The organism is Streptomyces sp. CB01249 (assembly GCF_001905735.1).
In the GTDB taxonomy this organism is placed as follows: domain Bacteria; phylum Actinomycetota; class Actinomycetes; order Streptomycetales; family Streptomycetaceae; genus Streptomyces.
In genome coordinates this window covers 598,219-617,919 of record NZ_LISW01000001.1, presented here as the reverse complement: position 1 = coordinate 617,919, position 19,701 = coordinate 598,219, and the positions used below count along the sequence as shown (strand labels likewise).

General features: G+C 73.1%; 17 protein-coding genes. 4 read left to right on the top strand and 13 right to left on the bottom strand.

The features are described 5' to 3' along the window. The first annotated feature begins 34 nt into the window (after positions 1 to 34). Complete coding sequence (locus AMK18_RS02580) at positions 35 to 913, top strand: DMT family transporter (RefSeq protein WP_073861475.1); 879 nt, start codon at positions 35 to 37, stop codon at positions 911 to 913. Positions 914 to 950: 37 nt separating this feature from the next. Here AMK18_RS02580 and AMK18_RS02575 read toward each other — a convergent pair whose 3' ends face one another. Further along, on the bottom strand, positions 951 to 1,535 hold the full coding sequence (locus AMK18_RS02575) for a TerD family protein (protein ID WP_018100552.1): 585 nt from the start codon (positions 1,533 to 1,535) through the stop codon (positions 951 to 953). A gap of 213 nt (positions 1,536 to 1,748) precedes the next feature. Continuing rightward, on the bottom strand, positions 1,749 to 1,979 hold the full coding sequence (locus AMK18_RS02570; RefSeq protein WP_018100553.1) for a DUF6296 family protein: 231 nt from the start codon (positions 1,977 to 1,979) through the stop codon (positions 1,749 to 1,751). A 168-nt stretch (positions 1,980 to 2,147) separates the two neighbouring features. Here AMK18_RS02570 and AMK18_RS02565 point away from each other — a divergent pair, with 168 nt between their 5' ends. Beyond that, complete coding sequence (locus tag AMK18_RS02565; RefSeq protein WP_018100554.1) at positions 2,148 to 2,600, top strand: DUF5709 domain-containing protein; 453 nt, start codon at positions 2,148 to 2,150, stop codon at positions 2,598 to 2,600. A 121-nt stretch (positions 2,601 to 2,721) separates the two neighbouring features. Next, a complete protein-coding gene (locus AMK18_RS02560; protein ID WP_018100555.1) occupies positions 2,722 to 3,084 on the top strand; it encodes a nuclear transport factor 2 family protein in 363 nt (120 codons plus the stop codon). Here the strand turns inward: AMK18_RS02560 and AMK18_RS02555 are convergent, their stop codons facing one another. The 8 genes from AMK18_RS02555 to AMK18_RS02515 form a co-directional block, all read right to left on the bottom strand. Continuing rightward, entirely contained in the window at positions 3,085 to 4,128 is a 1,044-nt protein-coding gene (locus AMK18_RS02555) for an aldo/keto reductase (RefSeq protein ID WP_073861474.1), read from the bottom strand. Then, the gene (locus tag AMK18_RS02550; RefSeq protein WP_073861473.1) at positions 4,125 to 7,964 is read right to left on the bottom strand and encodes an ABC transporter ATP-binding protein; all 3,840 of its coding nucleotides are present in this window, start codon (positions 7,962 to 7,964) and stop codon (positions 4,125 to 4,127) included. The genes AMK18_RS02555 and AMK18_RS02550 overlap by 4 nt, the downstream gene beginning before the upstream one ends. Next, on the bottom strand, positions 7,961 to 9,346 hold the full coding sequence (locus AMK18_RS02545) for an LLM class flavin-dependent oxidoreductase (protein WP_073861472.1): 1,386 nt from the start codon (positions 9,344 to 9,346) through the stop codon (positions 7,961 to 7,963). Before AMK18_RS02545 ends, AMK18_RS02550 begins: the two co-directional genes overlap by 4 nt. A 139-nt stretch (positions 9,347 to 9,485) precedes the next feature. Continuing rightward, the gene (locus tag AMK18_RS02535) at positions 9,486 to 10,298 is read right to left on the bottom strand and encodes an ABC transporter ATP-binding protein (RefSeq protein ID WP_073861471.1); all 813 of its coding nucleotides are present in this window, start codon (positions 10,296 to 10,298) and stop codon (positions 9,486 to 9,488) included. Beyond that, the gene (locus AMK18_RS02530) at positions 10,274 to 11,146 is read right to left on the bottom strand and encodes an ABC transporter permease (protein ID WP_073861470.1); all 873 of its coding nucleotides are present in this window, start codon (positions 11,144 to 11,146) and stop codon (positions 10,274 to 10,276) included. Before AMK18_RS02530 ends, AMK18_RS02535 begins: the two co-directional genes overlap by 25 nt. Continuing rightward, complete coding sequence (locus AMK18_RS02525; protein ID WP_073861469.1) at positions 11,143 to 12,210, bottom strand: ABC transporter substrate-binding protein; 1,068 nt, start codon at positions 12,208 to 12,210, stop codon at positions 11,143 to 11,145. Before AMK18_RS02525 ends, AMK18_RS02530 begins: the two co-directional genes overlap by 4 nt. A 20-nt stretch (positions 12,211 to 12,230) precedes the next feature. Next, positions 12,231 to 12,755: a flavin reductase family protein gene (locus tag AMK18_RS02520; RefSeq protein ID WP_073861468.1), complete on the bottom strand. Its 525-nt coding sequence runs from the start codon at positions 12,753 to 12,755 to the stop codon at positions 12,231 to 12,233. A gap of 336 nt (positions 12,756 to 13,091) precedes the next feature. Next, positions 13,092 to 14,360: an ROK family transcriptional regulator gene (locus AMK18_RS02515; RefSeq protein ID WP_018100563.1), complete on the bottom strand. Its 1,269-nt coding sequence runs from the start codon at positions 14,358 to 14,360 to the stop codon at positions 13,092 to 13,094. A 335-nt stretch (positions 14,361 to 14,695) separates the two neighbouring features. Here AMK18_RS02515 and AMK18_RS02510 point away from each other — a divergent pair, with 335 nt between their 5' ends. After that, positions 14,696 to 17,161 (top strand): endonuclease/exonuclease/phosphatase family protein, encoded by a 2,466-nt coding sequence (locus AMK18_RS02510; protein WP_073861467.1) that lies wholly within the window; start codon positions 14,696 to 14,698, stop codon positions 17,159 to 17,161. A gap of 21 nt (positions 17,162 to 17,182) precedes the next feature. Here AMK18_RS02510 and AMK18_RS02505 read toward each other — a convergent pair whose 3' ends face one another. From AMK18_RS02505 to AMK18_RS02495, 3 genes are read right to left on the bottom strand one after another with little or no spacing between them, the layout of a single operon-like run. Then, the gene (locus AMK18_RS02505) at positions 17,183 to 18,103 is read right to left on the bottom strand and encodes an alpha/beta fold hydrolase (protein ID WP_073861466.1); all 921 of its coding nucleotides are present in this window, start codon (positions 18,101 to 18,103) and stop codon (positions 17,183 to 17,185) included. A gap of 9 nt (positions 18,104 to 18,112) precedes the next feature. Continuing rightward, on the bottom strand, positions 18,113 to 19,357 hold the full coding sequence (locus AMK18_RS02500) for a beta-ketoacyl-[acyl-carrier-protein] synthase family protein (protein WP_018100566.1): 1,245 nt from the start codon (positions 19,355 to 19,357) through the stop codon (positions 18,113 to 18,115). Then, positions 19,354 to 19,587 carry a phosphopantetheine-binding protein gene (locus tag AMK18_RS02495; protein WP_026171182.1) on the bottom strand — a complete coding sequence of 78 codons (234 nt, stop codon included), beginning with the start codon at positions 19,585 to 19,587 and terminating at the stop codon, positions 19,354 to 19,356. Before AMK18_RS02495 ends, AMK18_RS02500 begins: the two co-directional genes overlap by 4 nt. Between the last annotated feature and the right edge of the window lie 114 nt (positions 19,588 to 19,701).

The following is a 19,701-nucleotide window of genomic DNA, read 5'->3' as shown; positions in this document are numbered from 1 at the left end:
GGAATCGTGGCGGGGCCGCCCGCATCATGGTCCCGTGATCGCCGTCCTGTTCGCCGTCCTGACCGCCCTCAGCAACGGCTCCGCCTCCGTGCTCCAGCGCCGGGCCGCCCTCGACGTGCCGCAGAGCGAGGCCATGCGGGTGTCGCTCATCGGCCATCTGCTGCGCCAGAAGGTGTGGCTCGCGGGGATCGCCCTGGTCATCGTCGCCGCCGTCTGCCAGGCCGTCGCGCTGGCCACCGGGCCGATCTCCGTGGTGCAGCCGATCTTCGTGATCGAGCTTCCGGCGACCCTGCTCCTGGCCGGTTTCATGATGCGGGCGCGCCTGCCCCGGACGGTCTGGCTGGGGGTCGCCGCCGTGACGGCCGGGCTGGCCCTCGGGATGGCGACGGCCGCGCCGGGCGGTGGCAGCGACAGCGTGCACGGGGCGGCATGGGTGCCGGCGCTGATCCTGACGGGCGTGGCCGAGGCGCTGCTGATCGCGGGCGCGCTGGCCACCCGGGGCGATGTCCGGGCCGCCCTGCTGGCCACGGCCGCCGCCTGCGGTTACGCGCTGACCGCCGCGCTGATGAAGGACGCGATGGCGCGGCTCGACACGGGCGGCGCGGGGGCGCTGTTCAGCTCCTGGCAGCTGTACGCGATGGCGGTGGCGGGGGTCGGGGCGCTGTTCCTGCTCCAGAACGCCCTTCAGGCGGGCACGCTCGTCGCCGTACAGCCGTGTCTGACGCTGGGCGACGCCCTGATCAGCGTCCTGTACGGGGTGACCCTGTTCGGCGAGGAGGTGCGCACCGGCTGGTGGGTGCTGCCCGAGCTGCTGGCCCTGGGGCTGATCGCGGCGGGGTGCGTGGAGCTGGCGCGGTCGCCGCTGGCCACCGGGAACCCGACGGCCCCGGCCCGCGCACGCCGGGTCGACTGACCGGGCGCGCACGGACCGGGGCCGGGACGTACGCGTACTACTTGCTGATCGCGAAACGCATCAGGGCGTGCTCGTCGCCCTGCTTGATCTTGCCGGTCTCGTTGATCACCTGGAGCTTCCAGCCGGCGCCGACGCGCATCGCCTTCGCCACGGCGCAGCCGTTGTCGTTGGTGAGCAGGCTCGGCCAGATGTCGGCGACCTGCTGGCTGCTGCCGCCCGTGGCGTCGTAGACCTTGATGCTGACGTTGCGCGCGTTCTGGAAGGAGCTGCCCTTCTTGTACGCGGCGGCGACGAAGACGATCGCCGTGACGTTCGAGGGGACCTTCGCGAAGTCGACGGTGACCGTCTCGTCGTCGCCCTCGCCCTTCCCGGTCTGGTTGTCACCGCTGTGCAGCAGCGAGCCGTTGCCCAGCGGGTCCAGGGAGTCCAGGCCGGCCAGCCGGACCGGGTCCGCGCCCTGCATCGCGATGGCGATCAGGTCGAGGTCGGTGCCCTTCTTCTGCTTCAGCTTCCCCATCAGCCCGCCACTGCTGCCGACGGTGGGGTCCCAGGAGACGCCGATGGAGAGGTGGGTCACCCCGTCCAGGTCCGCCGGGCCGTCTTCCTTCTTCAACGTGATCATGCGTGATCCTCTTCGTGGCGAGATTCCTACAGGGTGAGTCTGCCTGGTGTCCTCCCGCTCCCCCTCACCAGGGGCAAAATTTCGACCAAGTGTGGGAGACCCCCGGCCGGATTGTCCTGCCTCGGCATGATGTACGGGTACGTGTCCACGTGATACGGACACGGCGACGACGCCCGGTCCGAGGTGTGGACCGGGCGTCGGTTGTCGGCCGTGTCAGGCGGCGTCCTCGCGCACCACCATCGGGGCTCCGAGGTGCTGATGACCGCCGCTGGCGAGCATGCGCACCTCCGCGTGATCGCTGATCTCGGCGCGAACGATTCCGGTGTCGTCCTCGTAGACGGGGTGTCCGCCCGCGCCGCTCTGTGCCGTCCGGTGGACGGTGACGGCATCGTCCTCCACTGCCGAGGACTGGAAGACGAGCTCGTAGCTTTCCGGATAATCCATGACGGGCTCTCCAGACGACTTTCCCCGGGCCGGCCCCTCGGGCACACCCGGCCTGCACCCTCCATGGTTGCGCAGACCCGGCCCGGACGCAGGGGCGGGCGCGTCCTGCGGGCCGGGGCCGGGGCTGCCTATGCTGAAGGAGAGCCCCGCCGCGGGAAGGGAAGCGCCATGGACGAGGCCGGCCTGGGGGACGACGTCTATCAGCCCCAGCAGGAGTCGGAGGCATCCGATCCGGTCGAGCAGCTCGACACGGAGGACACCTTGGCCGATCCGGACGTGGACGACGTCCTGGACCGGGGTTATTCACCGCCCGAGCGCCCCTACGCGGTGGACGACGTGGGCACCACCGCCGCCGAGCAGCACCGGGGCGAATCCCTGGAGAGCCGGCTGGCGCGCGAGCGGCCCGAGGACGACGGGCCGCCCGGCGACGGGGTGGGCGACGTCGTGGACGGGGACGGCGAACCGTGGGACCGCGAGGTCGGCACCGTACGCGCCGGACGGCTCACCCGGGACCTGGACATCGACGACCCGGACAGCACGGCGGGCGAGGACGTCGGGATCGACGGCGCCGCCGCCTCCGCCGAGGAGGCCGCGGTGCACGTCATCGCGGACGAGGCGTAGGGCGGCCCGTTCTCCCTTACCCCGGAGGTAATCGACGCCCCGCGCGGCCTCGGACATCGTGTTCCTCACGAGCACAGCGCTCCCGGCCCACCGGCCGGGAGCCCTACCGGAGGGACCCACGATGACCACGTACGACGACGCCGTGCAGCGCTACTTCGCCGCCTGGAACGCCGGTCCGGACGAGCTGGAGAAGGCCGTCGCCGCGGCGTTCACCGACGAGGCCGCGTACACCGACCCGCTGGCCGACGTACGCGGCCACGAGCAGCTGGCGGCCGCGATCGGCGGGGCCCAGCAGCAGTTCCCCGGATTCACGTTCCGCCCGCTCGGCGCGGTGGACGGGCACCACGCGCTGGTCCGCTTCGGGTGGGAGCTGGTCGCGCCCGACGGCTCGGCGCCCGTGGCCGGGTTCGATGTGGCGACGCTCGCCGATGACGGCCGGATCGCCTCGGTCAGCGGCTTCCTGGACCGGGTGCCGGCCGCCTGATCACGCGGCGGGGTGCGAACGGCGGCGCAGGGCCGGGTCGGTGAGGTCGGCCGGGTGGTAACCGGCGTCCCGGGACGAGAGGTTGGTGCCGGGCGGGACGATCTTGTCGATCCGGTCCAGCACGTCCTGGCTCAGCCGCACCCGGTCCGCGCCGAGCTGGCCCTCCAGCTGTTCCAGGGTGCGCGGGCCGATGATCGCCGAGGTGACGGCGGGGTGTTCGAGCACGAAGGCCAGGGCGAGCTGGACGAGGGTGAGCCCGACCTCGTCGGCCAGCTGGGCGAGCGCCTCGGCGGCTTCGAGCTTGGCGGTGTTCTCCGGGGACGCGATGTCGAAGCGGCCCGCCTGGCGTGCGGCGCGGCTGGAGTCCGGCTGGCCGGCGCCCTTGCGGTAGCGGCCGGAGAGCCAGCCGCCGGCCAGCGGGCTCCAGGAGAGCACGGCGAGGCCGTACCGCCGGGCGGTGGGCAGCACCTCGCGCTCGATGCCCCGGGCGAGGACGGAGTACGGGGGCTGCTCGGCGACGACGCGTTCGCGGCCGCGCCGCTCGGCGGTCCACTGGCCCTCCACGATCGCGGACGGCTCGAACGTCGAGGTGCCGATGTAGCGGATCTTGCCCTGGTGGACCAGGTCGGAGAGGGCGCCCAGGGTCTCATCGAAGTCGGTGCCGGGCTCCGGGCGGTGCACCTGGTAGAGGTCGATCCAGTCGGTGCCCAGCCGGCGCAGGCTGTTCTCCACCTCGCGGATGATCCAACGGCGGCTGTTCCCCTGCTCGTTGGGGTCGGTGCCGAGGCTGCCGTGGAACTTGGTGGCGAGCACGACGTTGTCGCGGCGGCCGCCCGCCAGCGCCTTGCCGACGATGGTCTCGGACTCCCCGGCCGAGTAGACGTCGGCGGTGTCCACGAAGTTGATGCCGGAGTCCAGGGCGTGGTGGATGATCCGGACGCTGTCGGCGTGGTCGGGGTTGCCGCGGGCGCCGAACATCATGGTGCCCAGGCACAGCGGGCTGACCTTCACTCCGGTGCGGCCGAAATCGCGGTACTGCGTCATCGTGCGTTCTCCTTGACGAGTTCACTGACATTCAGGTGGTCGACGGCCGCGCCGGGGCCGGTCTCCCGGAAGGCGTCCCACAGCCGCCGGTAGGGCCCCCGGGCGGCGAGCAGTTCGGTGTGGGTGCCGGTCTCGACCACGGTTCCCGCGTCGAGCACCACCACCCGGTCCGCCCGGGCCGCCGTGGTCAGCCGGTGGGCGACGACGACGGTCGTACGGCGACGGGCCAGGACCTCCGTGGCCGCGGCGACCCGGCGCTCCGTGGCCAGGTCCAGCGAGGCGGTCGCCTCGTCGAGCAGCAGCACGTCGGGGTCGACCAGTTCGGCCCGGGCCAGGGCGAGGAGCTGGCGCTGTCCGGCGGAGAGGTTGCGGCCCCGCTCCCCCACCGGGGTGAGGTAGCCGAGCCGGAGCCCGGCGACCATCTCGTGCGCGCCGACCGCCCGGGCCGCCCGCTCCACCTCGGTGTCCGTGGCGTCGGGCCGCCCGTAGGCGATGGCGTCGCGGACGGTGCCGCTGAACAGGTGCGCCTCCTGCGGGACCACGCCGAGCCTGCGCCGGAAGGCGGTCAGGTCCAGGTCGCGCAGGTCCTGCCCGTCCACCCGGACCGCGCCCGCCGAGGGGTCGTAGAACCGGGCGAGGAGCTTGACCACGGTGGACTTGCCCGCGCCCGTGGCGCCGACGAGCGCGACGGTCTCGCCCGGTTCGATGCGCAGGCTCACCCCGTGCAGGACCTGCCGGCCGCCGCCGCCCGCGTACCCGAAGGACACCGCGTCGAACTCGACCTCGCCGCGCAGCGCGGGCACCGGGCGGGGGCTCGCGGCGGGCGGGGTGCCGGCGGGGGTGTTCATCAGGGCGCGGAGGCGGCCGAGGCCGACCACCGCCTGCTGATACCCGTCGAAGACCTGCGAGAGCTGCTGGATCGGCGAGAAGAACAGCTCCACGTACAGCAGGAACGCGATGAGGGTCCCGGCGCTCAGCTCGCCCGAGCGGACCTGCGCCGCGCCCACGGTGAGCACCGCCGCCGAGCAGAGCGTGCCGAGGAACTCCACGAACGGGAAGAACGTGCCCATGTACCGCTGGGCGCGCAGCCGGGAGTCGCGGAAGGAGCGGGCCAGTACGGCGAAGTCGGCGGCGTTGCGCTGCTCGCGGCGGAACGCCTGGGTGACGCGGATCGCGGTGACGTTCTCCTGGAGGCAGGCGTTGACGGCGCTGATCCGCTCCCGGGCCTCGCGGTAGGCGGGGACCGAGTAGTGGCGGAAGACGGCGGTGGCCGCGATGAGCAGCGGGAGCGCGGCGAGCAGGACGAGGGCGAGTTCCGCGTCGATGACCAGGAGGGCGACCAGCACTCCGGTGACGGTGAGCAGGCTGACCACGGCGGTGATGAGGCCGGTCTGCAGGAAGTTCGACAGGGCGTCCACGTCCGTGGTCATCCGGGTCATGATCCGGCCGCCGAGTTCGCGCTCGTAGTAGTCGAGGCCGAGGCGCTGGAGCTGGGCGAAGGTCTTCACCCGGAGGGTGTAGAGGAGGCGTTCGCCGGTGCGTCCGGTGGTCCGCACCTGGGCCACGCCGATCAGCCAGTTCGCGGCCACCACGAGACCGGCGGCCGCCGCGGCGGCGAGCAGGACGTGTCCGGCCTGGTGGGCCACGCCCCGGTCCACGCCGTACCGGACGAGGACCGGCACGGTGATCTGGGCGCCCGCGTCGAGCGCGACGAGCAGCAGGCCGAGGAGCAGCGGCAGCCGGAAGGGCCTGAGCAGGGCGCCGAGCCCGAAGCGGGCGTCGGCGGCGACGGCCTGTTCGGTGGGCACCTCCGGGTCGGCGGCGGGCAGCGGGAGGCGGGCCAGACCGGCGAGGAGTTCGGGGCTGGGCGGGGCCGAGCCGAGCACCCCGCCGCCGGGGCCCGCGCGTCCCGGCCCGGAGGTGGCGGCGGCTTCGGCGAGCGCCTGGGCGGCCCGGACTGCGGTGCCCTCCAGCTGTTCGTCCTCGTCCTCCTCGGGGCGCAGCCACAGGTGCGGGGTGGGGCAGCCGGGGTCGGGGGCAAGGGGGGTGTCCGGGTGGTCGTCGGCGCGGTCGTCCGTGGCCAGGAGGTCCCGGAACAGGGCGGACCGGCCGCGCAGTTCGTCGGGCGTGCCGGTGTCCGTGACCCGGCCGCCGTCGACGATCGCGACGCGGTCGGCGAGCTCCAGGGTGGAACGGCGGTGGGCGATGATCAGGGTGGTGCGGCGGCGGTCGTCCGCGCGCAGCCGGTGGTGGATCTCGGCCTCCACCCGGGCGTCGATGGCGGAGGTGGCGTCGTCCAGGACGAGCACGGCCGGGTCGCCGATGAGGGCGCGGGCGAGGGCCATGCGCTGGCGCTGTCCGCCGGACAGGGTGAGGCCCTGTTCGCCGACGAGGGTGTCGTAGCCCTGCGGGAGCCGTTCGATGAACTCGTCGGCGCGGGCGATGCGGGCCGCCGCGCGCACCTGTTCGTCGGTGGCGTCCGGCATCCCGTACGCGATGTTGGCGCGCACGGTGTCCGAGAGGAGCAGGCTCTCCTCGAAGACGTAGCCGATCCGGGAGCGCAGCGAGGCGAGGGTGAGGTCGCGGACGTCGGTGCCGCCGACCCGTACCGCGCCGGAGGGCACGTCGTAGAAGCGCGGCAGCAGCGCGGCGGCGGTGGACTTGCCGGAGCCGGCCGGACCGATCAGGGCCAGGGTCTCGCCGGGGCGGATGTCCAGGGTGAAGCCGTCCAGGAGCGGGGCGCCGTCGCCGTATCCGAAGGTGACGTCGTCCCAGGAGAGGGCCGGGGGTGCGTCGGGCAGTGCGCGGGCGTGCGGCGCGTCGGTGATGACGGGGGCCTCGTCCACGACTTCCAGGACGCGTTCGGCGCCGGCCCGGGCCTGCTGCCAGACCGTGAGCAGCGTGGCGACCTGGCGTACGGGGGTGACGAAGGAGCCCAGGTAGGTGGTGAACGCGAGGAACGTGCCGAGCGAGATCCGGCCGTGCAGGGCCATCCAGCCGCCGAGCGCCAGCACGGCGACCTGGCCGAGGGCCGGGACCGCCTGGAGGGCGGGGTTGTAGCGGCTGGTGAAGCGGACGACGCGCAGCCGGGAGGCGAAGAGGTGGCGGGCGCGCGCTTCGAGGCCGGTGAGCTCGCGCTGCTCCTGGCCGAAGCCCTTCACGACGCGGACGCCGGTGACGGTCGCCTCGACGGTGGAGGCGACCTCGGCGGCCTCCTGCTGGGCGTGCCAGTTGGCGGGGAACAGGTCGCGGCGGCTGCGGAGCGCGATGAGCCAGAGCAGCGGGCCGACGACGAGCGCCACGACGGTCAGCAGCGGCGACAGGAACGCCATGACGGCCAGCGAGAACAGGAACATCAGGGCGTTGCCCGTGAGGTTGGGCAGGAACTGCAGCAGGGTCTGGATGAGGGTGATGTCGGAGATGGACCGGCTCACCACCTGCCCGGTGCGCAGATCGTCCTGCTGGGCGCCGCCGAGCCGGAGCAGCGCGGCGAACGCGTCGTTGCGCAGGTCGTACTGGACTCCCAGGGAGAGCCGCCCCGAGCGGTAGCGGCGGGTGAAGCTCGCGCCGAACCGGAGCGCGCCGAGTGCGGCGAGCAGCCCGGTCCAGGGGACGAGCGAGGCGGTGGTGCCGGCCGCCACCCCGTCCACCACGTGCCGCAGCACGAGGGGCAGGGCGGCGGTGGCGACGGCGGCGGTCACGGCGGCGCCGAAGGCCATGAGGAGATCGGTGCGGTGGCGCAGGCAGTAGCCCAGCAGCCGCCGCGCCCAGCCGGGCGGGGGCTGCTCGGCCGTGCCCCCGCCCGGACCGGTCCCCGGGTGCGGACAGTCGGTCACCGGGCCTCCGCCAGGCCGATGCCGTACTCGCCGGCGCCGCGGACGATGTCGTCGAAGAGGCGGTTGGCGGGGCGGGGCAGCCCGTAGTGGCCGCGCAGGGTGCTCGCGGTGTACTCGGTGCGGAACAGGCCGCGCTCCTGGAGGATCGGCACCACCCGGTCCACGAAGACCTCCAGGCCGGAGGGGAGGACGGCGGGCATGATGTTGAAGCCGTCGGCGGCCCCGCTGTCGTACCAGTGCTCGATGGTGTCCGCGACCTGCTCGGCGGTCCCGGCGAAGGTGCGGTGGCCGCGCCCGCCGCCGAGCCGTCCGATGAGCTGACGCACCGTCAGCTTCTCGCGTCTGGCCAGCTCCACGATGAGGGTGTAGCGGCTCTTGGCGCCCTCGATGTCGTCCTCGGTGGGGATGTCCTCGGGGAGTTCCGCGTCCAGATCGAGGTCGTCGGGGGCGATCTTCAGCCGCTTGGCCAGCTGGAGCTTGGCGTACTCGGGGACGATGAGGTTTTCGAGTTCGGCGTCGAGCGCCAGCGCCTCGGCCTCCGTCTCCCCGATGACGGGGACGATGCCGGGCAGGATCTTGATGCCGTCGGGGTTGCGGCCGAGGGCGGTGGTGCGCTCCTTGACGTCCTTGTAGAACGCGATGCCCTCCTCCAGCGTCTGCTGCGCGGTGAACACCGCCTCCGCGTACCGGGCGGCGAAGTCCTTGCCGTCCTCGCTGGAACCGGCCTGCACGAGCAACGGGTAGCCCTGCGGGGGGCGTTGTACGTTGAGCGGTCCGTCGACCCGGAAGAACTCACCCCGGTGCCCGATCTGCTTGACCCGCTCGGCCAGGGCGTGCACCCCGCGTTCCTTGTCGGCGATCACCGCGTCGTCGGCCCAGCTGTCCCAGAGCTTGGTGGACACCTCCACGAACTCCCCGGCGCGCCGGTAACGGTCGTGGTGCAGCGGGGTGTCGTCCAGGCCGAAGTTGCGGGCCGCGTCGGCGCCCGCGGTGGTGACGATGTTCCAGCCGGCCCGGCCGCCCGAGACGTGGTCGAGCGAGGCGAACCTGCGGGCCAGGTTGTACGGCTCGTTGTAGCTGGTCGACGCGGTGGCGATGAGGCCGATGTGGCGGGTGGCCCCGGCGAGCGCCGTGAGCAGGACGGTGGGTTCCAGCTTGGCGGCGGGGCGGCGGCCGGGGTCGCCCATCAGAACGGGGCTGTCGGCGAGGAACAGCGAGTCGAGGCGCCCGCGTTCGGCGATCCGGGCGAGGTTCTTGTAGTGCTCGATGTCGGAGTTGGCCTCGGCCGGGCTCTCGGGCAGCCGCCAGGACGCCTCGTGGTGGCCGGTGGACATGAGGAAGGCGTTGAGGTGGAGCTGCTTGCGCTCAGGCGTGCGGGGCATGGGAGTCCTTCTTCGCGTCGATGAGGGGCTGGGGCTGGGGCTGGGCGACCCCTGGGGGCGTCTTGCCGGTCAGGGTCGGATCAGGCCGCGGCGTCTGGTGCGGTGCATCGCAAGGCGCCGAGGCGTCTCGATAGCGGAGCTATCGGGGCGTTTCGGCAACGCCGCGAGGTGCCGTGCCAGGCGTCGCGGACCCGGCCCTGACCGGCAAGGCGACCCCGAGGGCGGTGAGCAGGGTGTCGCGGTATTCCTGGAAGCGGGGGTCGCGGCGGGAGCGCGGGGTCGGCAGGTCGACGGTGAGGTCGACGGAGATCCGGCCGTCCTCCAGGACCAGGACGCGGTCGGCGAGTTCGACGGCCTCGTCCACGTCGTGGGTGACCAGGAGCACCGCGGGGCGGTGGCGTTCGTAGAGTTCGCGGAGCAGGTCGTGCATCTTGATCCGGGTGAGCGCGTCCAGGGCACCGAACGGCTCGTCCGCGAGGAGGAGTTCGGGTTCGCGGACCAAGGCGCGGGCGAGCGCGGCGCGCTGCTGCTCACCGCCGGACAGCTCGTGCGGCCAGGAGCGGTCGCGGCCCTCCAGGCCGACCTCGGCGAGCGCGGTGAGGCCGCGTTCCCGGGCGCCGGGGCCGCGCAGCCCGAGGGTGACGTTGTCGATGAGCCGGAGCCAGGGCAGCAGCCGGGAGTCCTGGAAGGAGAGCGAGACCCGTTCGGGGACGCTGAGTTCACCGGAGCCCTCGACGGTGTGGTCGAGGCGGGCGACGGCGCGCAGCAGGGTGGACTTGCCGGAGCCGCTGCGCCCGAGCAGTGCGGTGAACTCGCCGGGGGCGACGGTGAGGTCGAGTTCCTTGAGGATGTCGCGGTCGCCGAAGCGGCGGACGAGCTTGCGGGTGCGGATGGCGGGGTGCGCGAGGGCCGTCGCGCCGGGGGCGGTCAGCCCGCCAGGGTGCGTCGCCATGACAGGACCTTCCTCTCCACGGCGCGTACCGCCGCGTCCGACGCGAAGCCGAAGATCCCGTAGGCCACCAGGCCCACGATGATCACGTCGGACTGGGCGTACTGCTGGGCCTGGAACATCATGTAGCCGATGCCGCTGGTGGCGTTGATCTGCTCGACCACGATCAGCCCGAGCCAGGACGCAGTGACGCCGAGGCGCAGCCCGACGAAGAAGCCGGGCAGCGAGCCGGGGACGACGACCTTGCGGATGAACTGCGCGCGGCTCAGGTCGAGCCCTTCGGCGAGTTCGACGTAGCGGCTGTCGATGCCGGTGAGCGAGGCGTACGTGTTGATGTACATGTTCACCGCGACGCCGAGCGCGATGACGGTGACCTTCATCTGCTCGCCGATGCCGAGCCAGAGGATCAGCAGCGGCAGCATGGCCAGGGAGGGGATGGCCCGCTTGATCTGGAGCGGTCCGTCGAGGAGGTATTCGCCGGTCCGGCTCAGCCCGGCGGCGACGGCGAGGAGGACCCCGGCGCTCACCCCGAAGAAGAGGCCGAGCCCGGCGCGCTGGAGCGAGATGAGGACGTTGTCCTGGAGCCGGCCGCTGGAGACGAGGTCCGAGGCTGTGGAGAGGACCGTGCCGGGGCCGGAGAGTATCCGGGGGTCGAGATAGCCGGTGGCGGAGGCGGCCCACCACAGGGCGATGACCAGGACCGGGCCGATGAGCCGCCCGAAGGGGACGGCCCGGCCTGGGCCAAGCCGTCTGCGGGTGCCCCTCGGTGCCGCCGATGGTGCCTTCGCCGGGGCGGCGACCGCGGCGGGCGGCGGGGCGGGGCGGGTGGTGTGGGTCAGCAGCTCGGTCATGACTTCTCCCGGTACTCGGCGGGTACGGCCTGGGCCGCCAGCGCCTCGAAGCGGCGGTCGAACAGCTCGGAGGCGTCCTGCTCCGGCACGAATCCGCCGGCGGCGAGCAGGTCGGCGGTCTCCTGTTCCCAGGCGATGGCCGCGTCCCAGGAGGCCGGGAAGAGCGGCTTGTTGAGCGAGGCGACGATGCGCTTGCCGTCCTCCCGGGAGACGCCCTGGTCCTTGACGTAGTACGTGTCGATCCACTCGTCGGTGTTCTCCCACGCCCAGACCTGGCCCCGGGCCCACAGCGGGACGAAGCTGCGGACGGCGGCGGCCTTGGCCCGGTCGTTCAGCACCTCGTTGGGCGCCCAGAGCACCGAGAGCAGGTCCACCACGTCGGTCTTCACGCCGCGTGCCCCGTCCTTCTCGTACTGGGTCAGGTACTTGGTGAGGGTGGGTTCGCCCAGCGGGGCGACGTCGACCTGCTTGGACTGGAGGGCGGTGAGGAACTGGGTGCTGGGCAGGGCGACCAGCTCCACGTCCTTGTTGCCGATGCCCGCCTGCTTCAGGGCCCGCAGCACGACGACGCCCTGCGCCTGCCCCTGGGAGAACCCGATCTTCTTGCCCCGGAAGTCGTCGACGGACCGGATGTCGGAGCCGGGTGCGGTGGCGAAGACGTACGACGGGTTGTTCCGCACCTGCACGGCGACGATCTTCGCGCCGACGTCGATGGCGTGGGCCTGGATCGGTGGAATTCCGGCGTTGACGGCCAGGTCGATGGAATGGGCTCGGAATCCCTGGATGATATCGGGGCCCGCGCTCAGGTTGGGCCATTGGGAAACGGTGAAGGGAAGGTCCTTCTCCAGCCCCGCCGGGCCGAGCTGGAGACGGGTGGAACGCACGGCGACGGAGAGTTTCGTGCCGGGTGGCGGCGCTCCGGACGGCAGTTTTCCGGCCGGTTCGGCGCTCGCGGCGGATTGCGTCTGCGGCGAGCAGGCGGCGAGCGTACCGATGAGGGCGGTGCCGCCGAGTGCGAGGAACGAGCGGCGGCCGAGGACCGGGGATGTGTGGTGGCGTGGCATGGGAAGAGGTCCTGATCCGGTCAGAGGGAGAGGTAGGAGCCGTCGTGGAAGAGCAGCGGGGCGCGGCCCTCGTCGAGCTGGGCGTCCACCACCCGGGCGATGACGATGCGGTGGTCACCGGCCGGGACGATCTGCTCGGTCTCCACCCGCAGATGGCCGGCCACCCCGTCGAGCAGGGGCTCGCCGCCGGGCAGGCGGTGCCAGCGGGTGGGGGCGGCGAAGCGGTCGATGCCGCTGGTGGCGAAGGTGGCGGCCAGGGGCTGCTGCTCGGCGCCGAGGAAGTGCACCACGGCCGTACGGGCGTGCTCGAAATGCGGCCACGACGAGGTGGTGGTCCCTATGCCGAACGAGATCAGCGGCGGGGTCAGCGAGAGCGAGGTGAGCGAGGTCGCGGTGAAGCCGACCGGGCCCCGGCCGGAGTCGGTGGTGATGACGACGACCCCGGCGGGGTAGCGGCGGAACGCCTGCCGGAAGCGGTCGGGGGCGATCCCCGCCGGGGCGGGGGCGGCGGCCTGGGCCGCGTACGAGGGCACAGTGACGGTCAACGTGTCTCCCGAAGGTGAAAAGCCCGGAAAAGGGCAGCACGAAATAGGCAGCTGGAATTACGCGAAGGCGTGCATGAGCACGGCGAGGCGCGCGCGGACGCGCGGAACGTTCGCCGGATATCAGCGGGTGTTTACCGGAGACCCGGACAGCGGCCGCGACAGGAACGCGGCGCGGCGGGCGCGGACGAGCGGAAGCGCGGCGTCATCGAGGACGCTTTCGCTGAATTCCGCTGTCGGCTGGTCATGAATCCATCATCCCGTCGGCGTTCGCGGCCGGTCAACAATGCAACTGACTGAATTAAGTCGGATTACGGGAGGGGCGCGGCGGGTCCGGTGTCAGGACACCGCGGGCAGCGCGGGCCACGGCCCCAGCGGGTCCGTGTACAGGGAGCCGAGGGCCACCGCCCCGCCCGCCACGGCCAGGACCGACCCGGTGAAGCTGCTCGGCACCACGGCCCGCTCGGGGTCGTCGCACACCACCGACCGCTCGGCCACCTCCGCCCGCAGACCGGCCAGGCACTCCGGCATCCGCCCGGCCCCCGGCTCGACCACGACCAGGACCTCCGGGTCGAACATGTCGAGGAGCAGGGCCGCCGCCCGCCCCACCAGCCGGGCCCGCCGGCGGAACAGCTCCACCGCCCGCGCGTCCCCGGCCAGCGCCCGGTCCAGCAGCTCCGGGAAGGACCCGGTCACCAGCCCCTGGGCGGCGGCGCGCCGCACCATGGCCCGCTCGGAGACCTCCGACTGGAGGCAGCCGGACCGCCCGCAGGAGCACGGCTCCGCACCGCCCGATCCCCCGGCCCCCAGGGGCAGATGGGCGACGCTGCCCGCGCCGGAGCGCGGTCCCCGGTGCAGGGCGCCGTCGGTGGCGAAGGCGGCGTCCACGACCGCGCCGACGAAGAGCAGGACGGTGCTGGCCCGCGTCGATTCCTGGCCGAACAGCTGCTCGGCCCGGGCCAGGGCGCGGGAGTGGCTGTCCACATGGACGGGCAGCCCGGTCGCGGCGGCGAGCAGGTCGCGGGCCGGGACGTCGTGCCAGCCGAGCTGCGGATGCGCCACGATCACCCCGTCGACCGGGTCGACGCGGTGGCCGGTGGCCAGGCCGAGGGCGAGGACGGTCCGCCCGCCCGCGTGCGCGGCGACCAACGGGGGCAGCCGGTCGGCGAGTTGGGCGAGGAGACGGTGGGGGTCGGTGGAGCCGTGGGGCCGCCGGTCCTCGGCGACGATCCGGCCGCGCAGGTCCATCAGCGAGAGGGTGGAGTGGGCGACGGCGATGTGGGCCCCGGCCACCAGATAGCTCCCGGTGTCGATCTCGACGGGGATGTGCGGGCGGCCGAGCCCCTTGGGCCCGGCGGTCTCGGCGGCCTCCCGGACCAGTCCGCGGGCGAGCAGCCGGCCGACGTGCCCGCTGACGGAGGCGGGCGAGAGGCCGGTGAGCCGGGCGACCGTGGACCGGGCGACGGGCCCGTGGTCGAGGATCGCGCCGAGGACGGAGCCGGTCCCGGTCGGGCGGCGGCCGGGCACGGCGGCCGGTATGTCGGCGCGGCGCAGCGGGGTGGTGCGGGTCTCTTGGGGGCGGCGGGCGGGGGCGGAGAGACGTTTCACCGTGTCTTCCAGACCTCGGGGGCGGCGATGGGCGCGGTGTCGGCGCGGCACGGGACCGGGGCGCGGGAGGGCGCGGGGCTCGGTGCCTCAGGCGCGGTGACACACGGCGGAGCACACCCGCTTGAGGTCGATGTGACCCCGCGTCGTGAGATGTGCGGATCGCTGCATGCCGCGCAACGTAGCCGGACCGGCGCAACCCGGTCAAACCATCGCCGCATCCTGGACAGCTCCGGACGTGACCGAACGTTTTCCGGAATTCACCTCTGATGCCTTGTCATCGCCTGTTCTACGCGCATAGCTTGTGCTCCCTCACCACACTCTGAGGGGCATTCTCCGTGCGCATATCCACCACCCGTTCCGCCCTGCTGGCCGGCGCGGTAGCCGTGACGCTCTCGGCGACCGCGCTGCCCGCCGCCTTCGCGGCCCCGTCCGCGACCGCCGTGATCTCCGAGGTGTACGGGGGCGGCGGGAACTCCGGTGCGACGCTGACCCGCGACTTCATCGAGCTGGCCAACGCCGGCTCGGCCGCGTACGGCCTGGACGGGCTCAGCGTCCAGTACCTGCCGGGCGCCCCGTCGGCGGGCTCGCTGTGGCAGGTGTCCGCGCTGACCGGCTCCGTCGCGCCGGGCGGCCGCTATCTCGTCGCGGAGGCGGCGGGCACCGGCGGCACGGTGGCCCTGCCCACCCCGGACGCCACGGGCACCGTCGCGATGTCCGCCACGGCCGGCACCGTGGCCCTGGTCTCCGGGACGGCGCCGCTGACCTGCAAGACGGCCGCCGACTGCGCCGCCGACACCCGGATCGTGGACCTGGTCGGCTACGGGACCGCGGTCGTCCGGGAAGGCAGCGGACCGGCCAAGGGCACCTCGGCCACCGCCTCCGTGGCGCGCGCGGCCTCGCTGGCGGACACCGACGACAACGCCACCGACCTGACCGCGGGCACCCCCTCCCCGGTGAACGCGGCCGGTGAGACCTCGGGCGGCGGCGAGGACCCTGGCGACCCGGGCAACCCCACCGAGCCCGGCACCGTGCGGATCCACGACATCCAGGGCACCACCCGGGTCTCCCCGCTGGACGGCCGGGCGGTCACCGGGGTGCCCGGCGTCGTCACGGCCGTGCGCACCTCGGGTTCGCGCGGTTTCTGGATCCAGGACACCGCCCCGGACGCCGACCCGCGCACCGCCGAGGGCGTCTTCGTATACACCGGCTCCGCCGCCCCGGCCGTCCAGGTGGGCGATTCGGTGCTGGTCAGCGGGACCGTGGACGAGTACTACCCGTCGTCCACCACGCAGTCGGTCACCGAGATCACCGCCCCGAAGGTCACGGTCGTCTCCTCCGGCAACGCGCTGCCCGCGCCGGTGGTGCTGGACGCGAAGGCGGTCCCGTCGAAGTACGTGCCCTCGGCCGGGGGCGGCTCGATCGACGCGCTGCCCCTGGAGCCGTCGACGTACGCGCTGGACCTGTACGAGTCCCTGGAGGGCACCCGGGTCCAGATCGCCGACACCAGGGTCACGGGCGCGACGACGAAGTACCACGAGGTCTGGGTGACGGTCGAGCCGAAGCAGAACCCCACCCGGCGCGGCGGCACGCTCTACGCCTCGTACACCAACCAGAACACCGGCCGGATCAAGGTCGTTTCGCTGGACCCGGCCGCGCCGGTGCCGACCGCGAACGTGGGCGACGTGCTCGCCGGGACCACCTCGGGCGTCCTGGACTACGACTCGTACGGCGGCTACAACCTCCAGGCCACCGCGCTCGGCAAGGTCACCGACCACCACCTGAAGCGCGAGGTCACGCGCAAGCAGAAGGGCAAGGAGCTCGCGGTCGCCACGTACAACGTGGAGAACCTCGACGCGCTGGACGACCAGGCGAAGTTCGACACGCTGGCCGAGGGCATCGCCGTCAACCTCTCCTCGCCCGACATCGTGTCGCTGGAGGAGATCCAGGACGACAACGGCGCGGTCAACGACGGCACGGTGGGCTCCGAGGCCACGCTGAAGCGGTTCACGGACGCGATCGTCGCGGCGGGTGGCCCGCGCTACTCGTGGCGCTATGTCGCCCCGCAGGACGGGAAGGACGGCGGCGAGCCCGGCGGCAACATCCGCAACGTGTTCCTCTTCAACCCGAAGCGGGTCGACTTCGTGGACCGTCCGGGCGGCGACGCGACGACGCCGGTCGCGGCCGTGAAGACGAGGAAGGGCGTCACGCTGTCGGTGTCTCCGGGCCGGATCGCGCCCGCGAGCGCGGCCTGGGACGACAGCCGCAAGCCGCTCGTCGGCGAGTTCCGCTTCCGCGGGGAGTCCGTCTTCGTCGTCGGCAACCACTTCGCGTCGAAGGGCGGCGACCAGCCCCTGCACGGCCGCTACCAGGAGCCGGTGCGCAGCTCGGAGACCAAGCGGGTGCAGCAGGCGAAGGAGGTCAACACCTTCGTCAAGTCGCTGCTGGCGGCGGACAAGTCGGCGCGGGTCGTGGTCCTCGGCGACCTCAACGACTTCGCGTTCTCGCCGACCGTCGGCGCGCTGACCGACGGCAAGGTCCTCAAGCCGCTGATCACCACGCTGCCGAAGAACGAGCAGTACAGCTATGTGTACGAGGGCAACTCGCAGACCCTCGACCACATCCTGACCAGCCCGGGCGTGCGCCGCTTCGACTACGACGTGGTGCACATCAACGCGGAGTTCGCCGACCAGGCGAGCGACCACGACCCGCAGATCGTCCGCGTCGACGTGAACTCCCCGGAGCACGGAAACGGCCACGGGAACGGCCACGGCCACGGCGGCGGGCACCACGGGCACCACTGATCCGGCCCGCGGGCGGGCGGTTCAGCCGCCCGCCCGCGGCAGCACCGCGTCCACCGCCTCCGTGCGCGGGCGCGGCAGCGGGGCGACCGGCCGCAGCGCGGGGGCGGGTTCCAGCGGCCGGTCGGTCAGGAAGCGCGCCACCAGGTCCGCCACGTCGTCGGGCCGTTCCAGGACGACCCAGTGGTCCGATTCGCCGATGGTCAGGAAGCGGCTGCCCTCGATCGTCGCCGCGAAGGCCCGCTGGCGCTCCGGCGAGGTCACGGTGTCGTGCTCGCCCGCGAAGACGAGCGCCGGGACCCCGGTCAGCCCGCCGGAGAAGTCCGGGCGGTGCTCCAGGGAACGGCGCAGCGAGCGCTCCGCGTGCGGGGAATGCGTGAGGGCGTGCACGAAGGACCGGCGGACGTAGCGCAGGGCCAGCTCCCGCCGGTGGACCGGCCGTTCGGGGTCCAGGCACATCAGCGCCTCGGCGGTCAGGGCGGCGAGCCCATCCGCGTCCCCGGCCTCCAGCCGCTCGACGGCCCGGCTCCAGTCGTCGCGCTGGGCGTCGCTGAGGTGCGACGGTACGCCGCCGAGGACCAGGCGGGCGATCCGGCCGGGGTCGCGCCGGGCGCAGCCGAAGGCGATGGACGTGCCGTAGGAGAAGCCGAAGAGGTTGACCCGGTCGGCGCCCAGGTCGTCCATGACCCCGGTGACGGCGGCGCACAGGAGGCCGTCACCGGTGCCGGGCGGCAGCGGGTCGGCGCCGCCCATGCCGGGCAGGTCGAGGGTGATCACGGAGGCGTGCGGGCCGAGGTGCTCGTCCATCTGCGGCCAGCCGTGGATGCCCTGGAGGGCGCCGCCGAGGACGACGACCGGTTCGGTGCGGGGTGCGGGCTGCGGCAGGACGCGGTAGCGGTAGCGGAACCCGCCGACGGTGAGGGTGCGGATGATTTCATCGGTCATGGGCGTCGGTCACCTGGTGAGGACGAGGGCGGCGTTGTGGCCCCCGAAGCCGAGCGAGGTCTTGACGGCCGCTTCGAACGCGGCGGGCCTGGCCTCCTTGCTCACCACCTCGACCGGGATGTCCGGGTCGGGGGCGTCGAGATTGACGGTCGGCGGGACGAGCTGGTGCTGGAGGGCGAGGACGGTGAGCGCGGTCTCGATGCCTCCGGCGGCGCCCAGGGTGTGGCCGGTCATCGCCTTGGTGGAGGTGACGAGGGGGTGCTCGCCCAGGACCCGGCGGAGCATGGCCGTCTCGATCAGGTCGTTGGAGACGGTGGAGGTGCCGTGCGCGTTGACGTGGCCGATGGCGGCGGGGTCGGTCCCGGCGTCCGCGAGGGCGGTGCGCAGGGCGCGTTCGATGCCGAGCCCGTCGGGGTCGGGGGCGACGGCCGAGTAGGCGTCGCTGGACGAGCCGTAGCCGGTGACGTGAGCGCGGACGGTGGCGCCCCGGGCGCGGGCGTGTTCGGGGCGTTCCAGGACGAGGAGCCCGGCGCCCTCGCCGACGACGAAGCCGTCGCGGTGGGTGTCGAAGGGGCGGCAGGCGGCCTGCGGGTCGTCCAGGCGGGTGGAGACGGCCTTCAGGCGGCAGGCGCTGGCGATCAGGAGCCGGGAGCAGACGGACTCGGCGCCGCCCGCGACGACGATGTCGCAGGCGCCGGTGCGCAGCATCTGGTGGGCGGTGCCGATGGCGACCGTGCCGGAGGAGCAGGCGGTGGAGACGGCCTGGCTGGGGCCATGGGCGCCGAGGTCGGTGGCGACGCTGCTGGCGGCGCCGTTGACGACGGTGAGCGGGGCGAGCTTGGGCGAGACGCGGCGGGCCCCGCGTTCGGTGAGGGCGGTGTGCTGTTCGTCGTAGAAGGGCAGGCCGCCGTGGGCGGAGCCGATGACGACGGCGACCCGGCCGCTGTCCCAGACGGCGGGGTCCAGGCCCGCGTCGGCGACGGCCTCGCGGGCGGCGATGACGGCGAGGTGCGAGAAGCGGTCCATCAGCCGGTGTGCGGCGACGCCGAGCACGGCCCGGGTGTCGAGGCCGGTCACGCTGTACATGAAGTCGCAGGGCAGCCCGGCCAGTTCGGGACGGTGCGGTACGCAGGGCGCGGTCGCGGGGTCGTTCACGGCACGCCAGGTGGCCTCGGCGCCGACGCCCGCCGAGGTGACGAGGCCGATGCCGGTGACGGCCGCGGCGAACGGCGGCAGGCGGTAGGGGGCCGTCACGCGGCGGCCTTGCGGCGCACGGCGTCGACCAGCTGGCCGACGGTGTCGCGCGAGGTGAGCTGGACGTCGTCCAGGTCGACGTCGAGCCGGTCCTCGATGAGGAGCCGCAGCTCCTCCAGCGCCAGCGAGTCCAGCCGGAGCTGCCTGAGGGGCACGTCGGGGCGGATCGCCACGGGGTCGGTTCCGAAGTTGGCCGTCAGCAAGGTGCTGATCTCGTCTGCCGTGCTCATGCTCATCGGGCGCTTCTCCGCTGTCGTACGCGGTGACGCCTTGCCGCGTGAGATGTGAGTGCCATCGGGGACGCCGGCCGGTCCGGAGTTCTCTGTTATACGCCCTGTCGGCGG

Excerpts from the sequence above, each read along its gene's own strand:
- AMK18_RS02575 (WP_018100552.1), bottom strand. The coding sequence starts at position 1,535 with ATGATCACGTTGAAGAAGGAAGACGGCCCGGCGGACCTGGACGGGGTG.
- AMK18_RS02570 (WP_018100553.1), bottom strand. The coding sequence starts at position 1,979 with ATGGATTATCCGGAAAGCTACGAGCTCGTCTTCCAGTCCTCGGCAGTG.
- AMK18_RS02565 (WP_018100554.1), top strand. The coding sequence starts at position 2,148 with ATGGACGAGGCCGGCCTGGGGGACGACGTCTATCAGCCCCAGCAGGAG.
- AMK18_RS02560 (WP_018100555.1), top strand. The coding sequence starts at position 2,722 with ATGACCACGTACGACGACGCCGTGCAGCGCTACTTCGCCGCCTGGAAC.
- AMK18_RS02555 (WP_073861474.1), bottom strand. The coding sequence starts at position 4,128 with ATGACGCAGTACCGCGATTTCGGCCGCACCGGAGTGAAGGTCAGCCCG.
- AMK18_RS02545 (WP_073861472.1), bottom strand. The coding sequence starts at position 9,346 with ATGCCCCGCACGCCTGAGCGCAAGCAGCTCCACCTCAACGCCTTCCTC.
- AMK18_RS02535 (WP_073861471.1), bottom strand. The coding sequence starts at position 10,298 with ATGGCGACGCACCCTGGCGGGCTGACCGCCCCCGGCGCGACGGCCCTC.
- AMK18_RS02530 (WP_073861470.1), bottom strand. The coding sequence starts at position 11,146 with ATGACCGAGCTGCTGACCCACACCACCCGCCCCGCCCCGCCGCCCGCC.
- AMK18_RS02525 (WP_073861469.1), bottom strand. The coding sequence starts at position 12,210 with ATGCCACGCCACCACACATCCCCGGTCCTCGGCCGCCGCTCGTTCCTC.
- AMK18_RS02505 (WP_073861466.1), bottom strand. The coding sequence starts at position 18,103 with ATGACCGATGAAATCATCCGCACCCTCACCGTCGGCGGGTTCCGCTAC.
- AMK18_RS02495 (WP_026171182.1), bottom strand. The coding sequence starts at position 19,587 with ATGAGCACGGCAGACGAGATCAGCACCTTGCTGACGGCCAACTTCGGA.